The sequence below is a fragment of the Streptomyces sp. CNP082 genome, from assembly GCF_059570535.1.
Genome location: NZ_JCANSZ010000103.1, coordinates 1 through 12701 on the forward strand (window position 1 = coordinate 1; position 12701 = coordinate 12701).

At 72.5% G+C, this 12701-nt stretch carries 11 protein-coding genes, 1 tRNA gene and 2 pseudogenes; 6 read left to right on the top strand and 8 right to left on the bottom strand.

Going from position 1 to position 12701, the window contains the following annotated elements; genetic code table 11:
* The first annotated feature begins 381 nt into the window (after positions 1-381).
* From B124_RS35985 to B124_RS36005, 5 genes are all read left to right on the top strand, one after another.
* On the top strand, positions 382-1662 hold the full coding sequence (locus B124_RS35985) for a mannonate dehydratase (protein WP_496507232.1): 1281 nt from the start codon (positions 382-384) through the stop codon (positions 1660-1662).
* Entirely contained in the window at positions 1659-3515 is a 1857-nt protein-coding gene (gene groEL / locus B124_RS35990; protein ID WP_496507233.1) for a chaperonin GroEL, read from the top strand. Before B124_RS35985 ends, groEL begins: the two co-directional genes overlap by 4 nt.
* 70 nt (positions 3516-3585) lie before the next feature.
* Positions 3586-4869 (top strand): DNA polymerase III subunit delta', encoded by a 1284-nt coding sequence (locus B124_RS35995; protein WP_496507234.1) that lies wholly within the window; start codon positions 3586-3588, stop codon positions 4867-4869.
* Between the two features lie 100 nt (positions 4870-4969).
* Positions 4970-6568: an alpha/beta hydrolase gene (locus B124_RS36000; RefSeq protein ID WP_496507235.1), complete on the top strand. Its 1599-nt coding sequence runs from the start codon at positions 4970-4972 to the stop codon at positions 6566-6568.
* Between the two features lie 92 nt (positions 6569-6660).
* Positions 6661-6737 (top strand) — tRNA-Thr (locus B124_RS36005).
* Positions 6738-6780: 43 nt separating this feature from the next.
* Here B124_RS36005 and B124_RS36010 read toward each other — a convergent pair.
* From B124_RS36010 to B124_RS36035, 6 genes and pseudogenes are all read right to left on the bottom strand, one after another.
* A pseudogene (locus B124_RS36010) lies at positions 6781-6936 on the bottom strand (tyrosine-type recombinase/integrase); the annotation flags it as partial.
* Between the two features lie 65 nt (positions 6937-7001).
* The gene (locus B124_RS36015; protein WP_496507241.1) at positions 7002-8546 is read right to left on the bottom strand and encodes a serine/threonine-protein kinase; all 1545 of its coding nucleotides are present in this window, start codon (positions 8544-8546) and stop codon (positions 7002-7004) included.
* Between the two features lie 182 nt (positions 8547-8728).
* Positions 8729-9538 (bottom strand): SAM-dependent methyltransferase, encoded by an 810-nt coding sequence (locus B124_RS36020; protein WP_496507236.1) that lies wholly within the window; start codon positions 9536-9538, stop codon positions 8729-8731.
* 127 nt (positions 9539-9665) lie between these two features.
* A pseudogene (locus B124_RS36025) lies at positions 9666-9854 on the bottom strand (HAD-IA family hydrolase); the annotation flags it as partial.
* 343 nt (positions 9855-10197) lie between these two features.
* On the bottom strand, positions 10198-10608 hold the full coding sequence (locus tag B124_RS36030; RefSeq protein ID WP_496507237.1) for a DNA-binding protein: 411 nt from the start codon (positions 10606-10608) through the stop codon (positions 10198-10200).
* Positions 10608-10859 (bottom strand): hypothetical protein, encoded by a 252-nt coding sequence (locus B124_RS36035; protein WP_496507238.1) that lies wholly within the window; start codon positions 10857-10859, stop codon positions 10608-10610. The genes B124_RS36030 and B124_RS36035 overlap by 1 nt, the downstream gene beginning before the upstream one ends.
* 167 nt (positions 10860-11026) lie before the next feature.
* Here B124_RS36035 and B124_RS36040 point away from each other — a divergent pair, with 167 nt between their 5' ends.
* Entirely contained in the window at positions 11027-11674 is a 648-nt protein-coding gene (locus tag B124_RS36040) for a dienelactone hydrolase family protein (RefSeq protein ID WP_496507239.1), read from the top strand.
* Between the two features lie 65 nt (positions 11675-11739).
* Here B124_RS36040 and B124_RS36045 read toward each other — a convergent pair whose 3' ends face one another.
* Positions 11740-12177 (bottom strand): lasso peptide biosynthesis B2 protein, encoded by a 438-nt coding sequence (locus B124_RS36045; RefSeq protein WP_496507240.1) that lies wholly within the window; start codon positions 12175-12177, stop codon positions 11740-11742.
* Complete coding sequence (locus B124_RS36050) at positions 12174-12371, bottom strand: PqqD family peptide modification chaperone (protein WP_496507242.1); 198 nt, start codon at positions 12369-12371, stop codon at positions 12174-12176. Before B124_RS36050 ends, B124_RS36045 begins: the two co-directional genes overlap by 4 nt.
* Between the last annotated feature and the right edge of the window lie 330 nt (positions 12372-12701).

A 12701-nucleotide genomic window follows, 5' to 3' on the forward strand; every position in this document is an offset into this window, starting at 1 on the left:
TCTGTCCGACCTGTCTCGGCAAGCACCTCGTCGACAAGATCACGATCGACGATACGAGTCAGGACCCCTACACCGATTCGATCCGTCATACGTACACCCGCGAGCGCGGTGCCACGATCGCCCTGAAGCATGGCGAGAAGATAGCAGAAGGCAGGCAGAGGAGGAACAGAAGGAAAGACCTGCCGCTTTATCCACAGAACGCACGGGAGTGTCGCTGTGGAAAAGTGGATGACGAAATGCCGAGGAGCTTAAATGAGTGGCATTGCGCTGCGCGCAACCCCCACGGCATCGACGCACCACACGCACCACGCACACCACGCACACAGCACGAGCAGCACATGCAGCAGGCAGCCGGCAGAGCACAGAAAGCGACGGTGACGTATGGAATCCCCCGCACACGACGGCAGTTCGCGCCGGTCCTTCCTCAAACGCGGCTCGACCGCCGCCGCAGCCGCCGCGATCGGCGCCTCGGCCGGCGCCGCGGGCTCCGCGTTCGCGGCGCCCGGCCCGGGCGGCGGCCCCGCGGCCCCCGGCGGCGGCCCCTCGGCAAATGCACCGTTCCCGCAGTTGACATGGCCCGACGAGGTCCGCGAAGGACCCGACACGCCCAAGCTCTGCCAGTGGATGTCGCGCCGCCCCGACGAGGCCACCGTGCGCCGCTGGCGGCAGGCCGGCATCACCGGCGCGCTCGTCACCGACGTGCCGGCGGTCCCCTGGGACGCCGCCGAGCTGCGGGCCGACCGCGAGCGCGTCGAGGACATGGGGATGCACGTCACCGCGTACCTCATCAGCGCTCCCGACGCGGTCGTACGCGGCGAGGACGGCCGGGACCAGGCCATCGAGGACATCAAGACCTCGCTGCGCGCCGCGGGCGAGGCCGGCATCGGCGTCGTCGAATACAACTGGTACGTCCACCGGCTGAAGGAGGGTTATTTCGAGGAGATCGACGAGACCGACCGCATCGGCGCCGGCTACACCGCCTTCGACCTCGACCACGAGGTGGACGGCGTCAAGGTCCGCGACCTCCCCCGCCCCGACGGCGTCCCCGCCTTCACCCGCGACGAACTCTGGGGCCACTACGAGCACTTCCTGCGCGAGGTCATGCCCGTCGCCGAGGAGGCGGGGGTGCGCATGGCCGTGCACCCCAACGACCCGCCGGCCGCGATCAGCCGCGGCAACCCGCAGATCATGGCGTCGGTCGCGGACTGGAAGCGGATGGTCGAGACCGTCGACAGCCCGTCGAACGGCATGACCGTGCACGCGGGCGTGACCGCCGAAGCCGGCTTCGACTCCGTCGACTTCCTGCGCTGGATGAGCGGCAAGGACCGGGTCAACCACATCCACTACCGCAACGTGCGGGCCGACGAGCCGCAGGTGCGGTACGCGGAAGTGTTCCCGGACACCGGCGAGACCGACATGTTCGGCTTCATGCGCCAGCTCGTCCGCGCCGGCTACCCGCGCGGGATCCTCGCCGAGCACCCGCGCGCCAACGACTTCGACCGGGAGAACGGTTCTGACCAGTCCAACCAGTACGTGGACGTGGGTGGCGGCGGCCACGGCATGGAGCTGTACGACACCGGCTACGCGCGGGCGATGATGCAGGCCGCGCTGATCATGGAGCGGGGCCGCTCCGGGCGCGACGGCGACGACGGCGCTCCGTGAGCGGACTCCTCTACGAGGACGCGGCGCGGGCCGCGCTGCGCCGGGGCGTGGCCGCGGTCGCGGACGCGGCGCGGGTCACGCTGGGACCGCGGGGGCGGCTGGTGGTGCTGGGCGGGGACCCCTCAGGCACCCGCGGCCCCCGCACCCGTACCGAGGACGCCGCACCGGGGGCCGGCGGCGGGGCCGGAGCTGCCACTGGCCCCGTCGCCACCCGCGACGGGGCCACCGTCGCCGGCGCCGTCCGGCTCTCCGACCCGTACGCGAACCTCGGCGCCTCCCTGGTCCGCGAGGCCGCCGCCCGCACCCGCCGCGCCGCCGGTGACGGCACGACGACCACCATCGTGCTCACCCAGGCGCTGTTCGCGGCCGGCCTGCGCGCCGTGGCCGCCGGAGCCGACCCCGTCGCCGTCAAACGCGGCCTCGACGCGGCGGCGGACGCGGCCGTCGCGTACCTGACCGCCGCCGCCCGCCCCGTCGGCGGCGAGCAGGACGCCGCGCGCGTCGCCGCCGCGGCTGCCCGCGACCCCGAGTTGGGCGAGCTGGTCGCCGGCGCCTTCGCCAAGGCCGGGCAGCACGCGGCGATCTCCGTGGAAGAGGCCCATGTGGCGGGGGTGGAGCTGGAGTTCACGCAGGGGCTGCGGCTGGACCGCGGCTTCCTCAGCCCGTTCATGATGACCCACCCCGAGCAGGGCACGGCGGTGCTGGAGGACCCGTACGTCCTGCTGCACCACGGGCGCATCGCAGGGCCCGGCGACCTGCTGCCGGTCATGGAGCGGGTCGCGGCCACCGGCCGCCCCCTGCTGGTCGTCGCCGACTCCGTCCAGCAGGACGCGCTCGCGGCGCTGGTCGCCAACCGGCTGCGCGGCACCCTGCTCTCCGCGGCCGTCCCGGCACCGGCGCTGGGCGCGCGGCGGCTGGCGCATCTGGAGGACCTGGCGGCGCTGACGGGGGCGGAGGTGGTGCTGCCGGAGAAGGGGATGGTGCTGCGCGCCACGGGGCTGCCGTCGCTGGGGCGGGCGGAGCGGGTGGTGGTGACGAGGCGTACGACGACGGTGACGCGGGGAACGGAGGCCGGGGCCGCCGAGGCGGTGGCGCGCCGGGTGGCGCATCTGGAGTACGCCCTGGCCGGTGCGGCGTCGGACTTCGACCGGGAGGTGCTGGAGCTGCGGCTGGCCCGGCTGACGGGCGGGGTGGCGGTGCTGCGGGCCGGCGGCGCCACGGACCCGGAGCGGGCGGAGCGGCGGGAGCGTGTCGCGGGGGCGGTCGCGGCGGTACGGGCGGCGCTCGCGGAGGGCGTCACGCCGGGCGGCGGGACGGGTCTTGCGGGGGCGCGGGGGGCGGTGGACGGGCTGCTGGCAGGGAGCCCGGCGGCGCCCACGGTGACCGCGGCGTACGGGACCGCACCCACGGTGACGAATCCCGCCGGAACAGCCCCCACCCGGACGGACACCGCGAAGACAGCGGCTGGAGCAGCCCCCGCCCTCTCCGCCGATGAGCGGGCGGGGGCGCTGGCCGTACGGGCCGCACTCACGGCCCCGCTGCGGCAGCTCGCCGGCAACGCCGGCGCGGACGGCGCCCGCGTCGTCGCCGAGACGGCCGGCCTCCCGCCGGGCCACGGCTGGAACGCGGACACCGGCACGTACGGCGATCTGCTGGCGGCCGGCGTACTCGACCCGGTCCGCGTGCCCCGTACCGCACTGCAGAACGCGGCCTCGGTGGCGGGGCTGATGCTCACCGCCGGCGCCCTGGTGGTCGACCGGGCGCCGCGGGACCCGGACGCGGTCAGCTGGCGCCGCAGAGGCCACGGCCACCACCACGGCGGGGGCCACCACGGCAGGGCCCACCCCCACTGACGACCGGCGCCGGCTGTCGGTGGCGTGCAGCACAATGGTCGGCGGACGACGGAAGGACGGTGACGGTGCCATGGCGGTGTGGGACGAACTGGTCGGGCAGCAGCGGGTCGGTGATCAGCTTGCCGCCGCGGCCCGCGCCGCCGACGCACGGGTCACCGCGGAAGCCGGCACCGCCGCCCCCGGCACCCCCGCCGACGCCGGCAGCCACCCCGCCGACGCCGCCGGCACCCACCCGGCCGACGCCGTCAACCTCCCTTCCGGCTCCGCGATGACGCACGCCTGGCTGTTCACCGGCCCGCCGGGCGGCGGCCGGACGACGGCGGCCCGCGTGTTCGCCGCCGCGCTCCAGTGCGTCAGCCCGGACCGGGCCGCCGCCGGCCCCGGGTGCGGGTTCTGCGACGGCTGCCACACCGCCCTCGTCGGCACCCACGCCGACGTCGCCGTCGTCGCCACCGACCTGCTGACCATCGGCGTCAAGGAGACCCGCGAGCTGGTCCGCCGCGCCCAGCTCGCCCCCTCCTCCGGCCGCTGGCAGGTCATCGTCGTCGAGGACGCCGACCGCCTCACCGAGGGCGCCGGGAACGTGCTGCTGAAGGCCGTCGAGGAGCCCGCCCCGCGGACGGTGTGGCTGCTGTGCGCGCCGTCGCTGGAGGACGTGCTGCCCACGATCCGCTCCCGCTGCCGCCACCTCTCCCTCAACACCCCCTCCGTCGCCGCGGTCGCCGCCGTCCTCGTCCAGCGCGACGGCATCACCCCCGCGGTCGCCGAGTCCGCCGCCCGCGCGGCCGGCGGCCACCTCGACCGGGCCCGCCGCCTGGCCACCGACGACCGCGCCCGGGAGCGCCGGGCGGCGGTGCTGCGGATACCGCTGCGTGTCGAGGACATCGGCGGCTGCCTGCGCTCGGCGCAGGAGCTGGTCGAGGTCGCGGCGGACGCGGCGAAGGAGCGGGCCGAGGAGACGGACGAGCGGGAGACGGAGGAGATGCGCACGGCGCTCGGCGCGCAGCCCGGCGGCCGGATGCCGCGCGGCACGGCGGGCGTGATGAAGGACCTGCAGGAGCGCCAGAAGCGCCGGGCGACGCGCAGCCAGCGCGACAGCCTCGACCTGGCCCTCACCGACCTCGCCGGCTTCTACCGGGACGTGCTCGCGCTCCAGTTGGGCGCGGTCGCGGACGTCTCGCTGCTCCCGTGCGCGGACGTGAGCGACGGGCTGCGGCGGATCGCGGAGGACAGCACCGCGGAGACGACGCTGCGCCGGATCGACGCGATCATGGAGTGCCGGGAGGCGCTGGAGCGGAACGTGGCGCCGTTGCTGGCACTGGAGGCGATGACGGTGACACTGCGTAAACCGTGACGTATGGGACGCCCCGCGCCGCCGCAGGACCACGCCCCGTCACCCGTACGGGTGGGAAGTGACCCGGCGACGGCGGCCCCCAGCGGATACGCTCAGGCGCATGGATTTCCGCAGCCTGTTCCGTACGGCCGCACCCGTCACCGCGCTGGTGGTGCTGATCGCCGCCGCCGGGTGTGACTCCGCCGGATCCGACGACACCGGCGGCACGGACACCGGCGGCAGCGGCGCCGACGCCGCCCGCGCCGGCAGCGTCAGCAAGGTGCTCGAACCGCTTCCGGCGCAGATCCCCGCGGACCTGAAGCCGTACTACGAGCAGAAGCTGGACTGGACCGGCTGCGACACCCCCGGCTACGACTGCGCGACGCTGCGCGTCCCGCTGGACTACGCCAGCCCGGGCGGCGGGGACGTGAAGCTGGCGGTCTCCCGCAAACGGGCCGAGAACCCGGGCGAGCGCCTGGGCTCGCTGCACGTGAACCCGGGCGGCCCGGGCGCCTCGGCGATCGAGTTCCTGCAGAACTTCGCGGGCGTCGGCTACCCGGACGAGGTCCGGGCCCGGTACGACATCGTGGGGATGGACCCGCGCGGCGTGGGCGGCAGCGAGCCGGTGACGTGCATGACGGACGCGCAGTTCGAGGCGTACACCCAGGTCGACCAGACGCCGGACGACGAGCGCGAGGTCGAGGCGCTGACCGCGTCGTACGACACCTTCGCGCAGGGCTGTGCGAAGCGCTCCGGCAAGCTGCTGGGCCACGTCTCGACCCAGGAGGCGGCCCGGGACATGGACGTCCTCCGCGGCGTCCTCGGCGACAAGAAGCTGACGTACGTCGGCGCCTCGTACGGCACGATGCTCGGCGCCACCTACGCGGGCCTCTTCCCCCAGCGCACCGGCCGCCTGGTCCTCGACGGCGCGATGGACCCGGCCCTCACCTCCCGCCAGCTCAACCTGGACCAGAACGCGGGCTTCACCACCGCCTTCGACTCCTTCGCCGAGGACTGCGTGCAGCGCGCGGACTGCCCGCTCGGCACCGACAGCGCCGAGGACGCGGGCACGCAGCTCCGCGCCTTCCTGGACGGCCTCGACGCGAAGCCTGTACCGACCGGCGAAAAGCGGAAGCTGGGCGAGTCGGTGGCGACGATGGGCGTGCTGATGGCGATGTACCAGGAGGACTTCTGGCCGCAGCTCCGCGACTCGCTGACGGACGCCATGGAGCGCAAGGACGGCAGCGGGCTGCTGGCACTGTCGGACATGTACTTCGAGCGGGAACCGGACGGCACGTACGGCAGCATGATGTACGGCTTCACGGCGGTGAGCTGCCTCGACCAGCCGCCGGCCTTCGAGAACCCGGCGGCCGTCGAGAAGTCGGTCCCCGACTTCGAGGCCGACTCCCCGGTCTTCGGCCGCGGCTTCGCCTGGGCGGCCCTGAACTGCGCCGACTGGCCCGTCCCCGCCACCGGCGAGGCCAACCGCATCGAGGCGGCGGGCAGCCCGCCGATCCTGGTCGTCGGCACCACCCGCGACCCGGCGACACCGTACGTCTGGGCGGAGAGCCTGGCGGCACAACTGAAGGAGGGCGTGCTGCTGACGTACGAGGGCGACGGCCACACGGCGTACGCGAGGGGCAACGGCTGCATCGACGGCGCGGTCGGCACCTTCCTCCTGGAAGGCACCCCACCCGAGAACGGCAAACGCTGCCAGTAGCCCACCCCCGCCCCCACCGGCAAACCGCGTGCAGAGAACCCCGGGGAACTGTGTAAACTTGTCGCCGTTGCCCGGGCCACGGCCCGCAACCTGCCGCCTTAGCTCAGTCGGCCAGAGCGACGCACTCGTAATGCGTAGGTCAAGGGTTCGATTCCCTTAGGCGGCTCCACTGAACCCCAGGTCAGAAGTGTTCTGACCTGGTTTTTCAGGTTTCAGCGGAGGCGGCGGCGGCGCCGTACGCGTGCCGCTCGGGTGTCCCGGGTCTCAGCTCTGGTCTCAGATGTGGTCCCCGGGCGGGGCATGACGGCGTCTCCCACGCGGCGCATGGCGTCCTTCGAGAGGTGCGACCGGCCCTTGACGTACCGCCGTGGCCATGGCCACCGCCTTGAGCAGCTACAAGAAGCTCGCGAAAGCAGCCACGTGAGACAAGCTGTTACTGGGCGCCGAGTTCGGTGGCCAGGTCCTTCGCTTCGTTCTCGGTGAAGTTGCCGGTGATGTCCACCCTGCCGTCGCTGATGACCTCGGCGACGGCGGAGGCGCTGATGAGCCGGTCGCCCAGGACGATCAGCATCTGGTTCCGCGGGGGCGTGCGGTCCACCGCACGCTGGGAGAGTGCCGCGAACCGCTCGGCATCGGCGTCCCGGAACGTCATACGGATCACCCAGCCGCCCCCGACGTTCTCGTCCGGCGCGGCGCTGACGTCCTGAAGCCGTACGACACTCATCCGGTCCCCGGTCCGGGTCGAGATCTGATAACAGGTATTCAGCTGTGCCGAGTAGAAAGTGGGCGGAGGCAGCGCGTCGGTGCACTCACCCTGCGCGCCCTGCTCCACCAGGGCCAGCCGCAGGTCCTGCCGCACCGGATCCGGCGCACCGCCGCCCCCGTCGTCCTGGAGGGCGTACACGGCACCGCCGGCGGCGAGGGACCCCGCCACAGCCAGCGAGACCCACAGCCCGACGCGACGGCCCCGTCGGGCCGGCGCGGACCGCGGTGCCCCGGCGGGCATGCGCCGGGTACGGGGCGCGCCGCGCGGGGTGCGCTCGGTGACCGCGTCGGGGTCGATGCGCCGCTCGGCCGCGTCCGCCTCCTCGGTACTGCGGCGCCGGTGCTGCGCGATCGCCTCAGACCACTCCCGGGGCAGCCAGTCGGCCGCGCCGCGGGCCTGCGGGCGGGCGGCGATGACGTCGCCGACCAGGGTCAGCAGCTCGTGGGGCGTCGGACGGTCAGCGGGGTCCAGAGCAAGGCACGGCCCGATCAGGGCCCCGAGTTCCCCGGGCAGGCCAGACAGATCGAGGTCGCCTTCCGCGGCCCGGACCAGTTGCTCCATCGCGGAGCCCTGCCCCATGTGCCGGTACGGACTGCGCCCCGTAGCCAGATGAAAGAGCGTGGCACCCAGCGAGAACACGTCGGACGCAGCCGTGGTCGCCTCACCCCGGGCCTGCTCCGGCGCGGCGAACGCGATCGTCCCCAGGGCCGACCTGGTACGGGTGATGTCGGCAGCCTGCGAGATCCCGAAGTCGATCACCCGGGGGCCGTCCTCGGGCAGCAGCACGTTGGACGGCTTGACGTCGCGATGCACCAGACCGGCCGCATGGACGCTCACCAACGCCTCGATCATCCCGGCTGCCACCCAGTGCAGCCCGTCCGCCGGCAACGGACCGTGCGAGGCCACCAGATACTCAAGCGACGGCGCCGGAACGTACTCCGTCGCCATCCACGGAACACGCGCCTCGGCATCGGCATCGACGACACTGGCCGTGAATACCCCCTGCACCCGCCGCGCCAGCGCCACCTCACGGGCAAAACGCCGCCGGTCCACGTCGTCAGGCGCAGCACCCCCGCCGACCGCGGGCAGCACGGTTTTCACCGCCACCGTACGACCGCCCGGAGAACGGGCCAGATACACACGCCCCATCCCCCCACTGGCCAACTCCGTGAGCACGGTGAACGGCCCGATCCGCTCCCCAGGACGCACCATCGCCGCCCCCGCCCACTCCCCGCCCACCGGAACCTCCCCGCCCTCTCAGGCCACTGCCGGCCTCAGCCTATGCCGTGATCCACAAGTGCGACTCCCTGTTACCCGCGTCGGCGCTTGCCGTCCCGGGGACGACGCCCAGGCGAGAGGGCAGCTCACGCTTCCGGGCGGCGGCCGGCCATGCGCTACGGCTTGCGGGCGACTCCGCAGTGGATCGCCGCCTTCGGCGGCTCACCGACCACCGCCGCGTCAGGCCGCCACAGCGGCGTGGACACCACTCCCGGCTCCACGAGTTCCAGACCGTCGAAGTACGCGGCTATCTGCTCGACGCTGCGGTTGGTGTACTCGTGACCGGGGTTGTTCTTGTTGAATTCGTCGACCGCCGCCACTCTGCCGGGGTCGGTGGTGTCGCCATCGCTGACCACCAGATACGAGCCGGAGCTGACCGCCTCCAGCAGCCTCGCCCGAATCGCAAGCGCCTGGTCGTGGTCCGGGATATTGCCGAACAGGCCGAGCAGCGTCAGCCCCACGGGCCGGGTGAAGTCCAGTGTCTTCGCGGCCTCTTCGAGGAGGTAGTCGATGTCGCGGGCGTCGGCGTCGATGTACGCGCATGCGCCCTCCGGGGCGGAGGTCAGCAGGGCGCGCGCGTGGGTCAGGACGATGGGGTCGTTGTCCACGTACACGATCCGACAGCTCGGATCGACGGTCTGGGCCACCTCGTGAGTGTTCTCCACCGTCGGCAGGCCGGTGCCGATGTCCAGGAACTGGCGGATGCCTTCCTCCTGGGCGAGGTAGCGCACCGCGCGGCGCAGGAAGGCGCGCTGCTGGCGAGCGTCGACGACGATCCCCGGGAAGGTCTCCATGACGGCGTCGCCGGCCGCACGGTCGGCGGCGTAGTTGTTCTTCCCGCCTTGCCAGTAGTCCCACATACGCGCCGAGTGCGCCACGCTCTGGTCTATCCGGTCTTCCACGCTGCCTGCTGCGTCGTCCGCCACGGCCGTTGTCTCCTGATGCGTTCGGGAGCGGGTAACGGTCAACGTACAGCAGCACGTTGACGGTCGGTCATCTGTTCGCCGGACCCGATCCCTCACGCCTTCACCGGGCTGGGCAGCACGGAAATGCTCAGGCAGCTCGGCTGGTGAAGAGGGCGTAGAGCTGCGTCGCCGTGGCGACCGGGGCGACGTGGTGGATCGTCGTCATCCCAAGAGCCCGCGCCGGCGGCAGGTTCCTGGCGTGGTCGTCGACGAAGACACACTCGGACCCGGTGAGCCCGAGGACGTCCAGGGCCCTCTGGCAGATGAGCGGGGCAGGTTTTCTGCTCCCTCATCACCCGCATACCGAGTCCTTCCGGCTCGCTCGCACCAGGGCGAACCAGGCCAACGGGACGAAATAGCAGCCCTCCCAGTGCACGGAGGACGATCTCGTGCAGTTCGGGCACCCAGCGCCAGGCACGTGCGGCCACGCTCGGAAGGTGGTCGGAGTCAGAGAGGATGTCAGAGGCCATGCGCTCAGAGCGGTCCGCGGTGGGCGGCGGGCCGATGACCGAGCCGTCCAGCATACGGGGAGCGGGCCGAATCCGGGTGGCGATCGGCGGCGACCGCCTGGGCGGCAACGGCCGAACCCATGGCGCCAGGATGGAGCATGGTGAGTGTCGTCATCGTGGTCCTCCAGGCGGGAGCTCTGCGACCTCGACGGCGGGTCCGCAGAGCAGGCTGATGTCCTCGGGGGCGGAGGTGAGGACGGTGACTGGTTTTGGCGTCGCGCGTGCGACGGCGGCGAGGACGGCGTCGATGGCGTACTTGTGGCCACTGAGGTGGTGGTCGCGCAGCAGTGCTGCCGCGTGGTCGGTGACTCTCTTGGTGACGTCGTGGACGTCGATCCGGGAGAGTACCCACCGGATGCGGGCGGGGTGGATGCGCTCGTAGTCCGCCTCGAGCGTGGTCATGGCGGTCGTGGCCACTCGGACGCCTTCTTCCGAGGCTGCTTGGACGAAAGCCAGGACGGTGCGGTCCTTGAGGTAGAGCTTGGACAGGCCCTCGCTGTCGAGGAGGAGCGTCCCCGGCATCAGGCTGCGACGCCGCCCGAGCCGTGCTGATCACGGCGCAGTACGGCGCGGGCCGCTTCGATCTCTTCGCGGGACAGCGGGTCGTTGTCGGTCTCGAAGTCGGCGACGATCTCGCGAAGCTTGTCCATGGCCACGCGCTGCTCAAGGGCCTCGGCCACGTAAGCGGAAAAGCCACCTGGGCCTACATGGGTGCGCACGGCCTCGGCGAGGTCTTCGGGGAGGCTGATCGAATACTTCTTACTACCACCCATGGTTCCGATCTTACCATGGGTGGTAATCCTCGGCGGCCCGCCGCTGACCACCGTCACCGGGGAGGCCGGCCTTCAGTCTCTCTGGCGCGGCGGTTTGTTCTGTTTGTCGCCTCCATTCCGTGGTACCCGGAAACGGCAACAACGTCTCGGCAAGACGGGAGGCGATCATGGCCGTCGAGAGCGTGATCCTCCGGGTCGGCGGTGCGGAGCTGAGCGGTGATCTCGCGGTGCCCGATGCAGCCGCCGGGCTGGTGCTGTTCGCCCATGGCAGCGGCAGTTCGCGGCACAGTCCGCGCAACCAGGCCGTCGCCGCCCAGTTGAACGACCACGGGTTCGGCACCTTGCTCCTTGATCTGCTCACGCCCGCCGAGGATCAGACCGATGCCGTCACCCGCGAGCACCGCTTCGACATCGCGCTGCTGACCCGCCGGCTCAGCGGCGCCGCCGACTGGCTCGCGGCCCGGGCCACCGATCTGCCCATCGGACTCTTCGGCGCCAGTACGGGCGCCGCGGCGGCCCTGACCACCGCGGCCAAGCGGCCCGAGCTCGTACGGGCCGTGGTCTCCCGCGGTGGGCGTCCCGATCTCGCGGGGGACGCGCTCGCCGACGTACGGGCGCCGGTGCTGCTGCTCGTGGGCGGCCGGGACGACCTCGTGATCAAGCTCAACGAGGAGGCCGCGGAGCGGCTCACCGCGCCGTACGAGCTGCGCGTGATCCCGGGTGCGACGCACCTGTTCCCGGAGCCGGGGGCGCTGGAGGAGGTCGGTGAGGCGGCGGCGGACTGGTTCCGGCGGATGGCCTTCGCCGCCCGGTGAGGCGCAGGGCGCGAGGTGGGCGGCGCGGTTCGGATTCCCCATCCGGCACCCGCCCCGCCACCACTTCACCCCCCTGGTGGAGATACCCGGCCGACCCGCGGCGGGATTCTGATCAGGTGGCGGTACGCGGCGGTGCCGGGCGGTTCGCCGACGGGGTCGCCGTCCACCTCGACCCACGCGTGGGCGGCGAAGGGCTGCATGCGCACCCCGGTGCACCACGTGGGCCAGGTGCCGCGCAGCCGGCACAGCAGCGCCGTCGCGAGGGAGCGCTGCAGGCAGTAGCGGCCCGCGCAGACGGAGGAGGTCGCGGTGACGTCGTCGCGGGCGGTGCGGGCCTGGTCGTGGGTGGCGGGGGCCGCGCCGCGGCGTAGCAGGTGGAGGACGCGCCGGATGCGGCGTGGCGGCAGGCGGGCCAGCAGCAGGGCGGCGGTGACGGCGGTGCGCGCGGCCAGGCGGCGGCGCAGCGGCAGCCGTTCGCGAGGGGCGTCGAAGACCTGGCTCACCGCGTGCCCTTACGCGGCTTGCGTGCCGGCTCGGTCAGGCGGGCGGCGGTGAGCTGGGAGAGGAGGTCCGCGACGTCGGCGGCGACCCGGGTGTGGGGGACGTGCAGCGTGGTCGCGAGTTCGCCGGACACCTCCTGCGGGCTCGCGCCGTCCAGCAGGCGGCGCAGGATGTGCGCGCCGGTGCAGTGTCGCAGACGGTGACGTCACGGCTCAGCCGCAGCGCCGCTGGCGGAGGCGTCATGGTGCTGCCCTACCTTTCAAGTCGTGGGTTCGAACTGGTCATTCGTAAGATCGGTGGGCCCAGGGGCTCTGGGTATGGCTGCATGGGTTGCCCTACCTTTCAAGTCGTGGGTTCGAACTGGTCATTCGTAAGATCGGTGGGCCCAGGGGCTCTGGGTATGGCTGCATGGGTTGCGCCCGTGATGGCTTAAGGAGCTTGGCCGCCCGGAGCCCCGCGACGACTCGACCGCCAATTGGGAGATGCGACTCGATCGCTGCGTAGGGCAACGTCGGCGAGGTCGTCT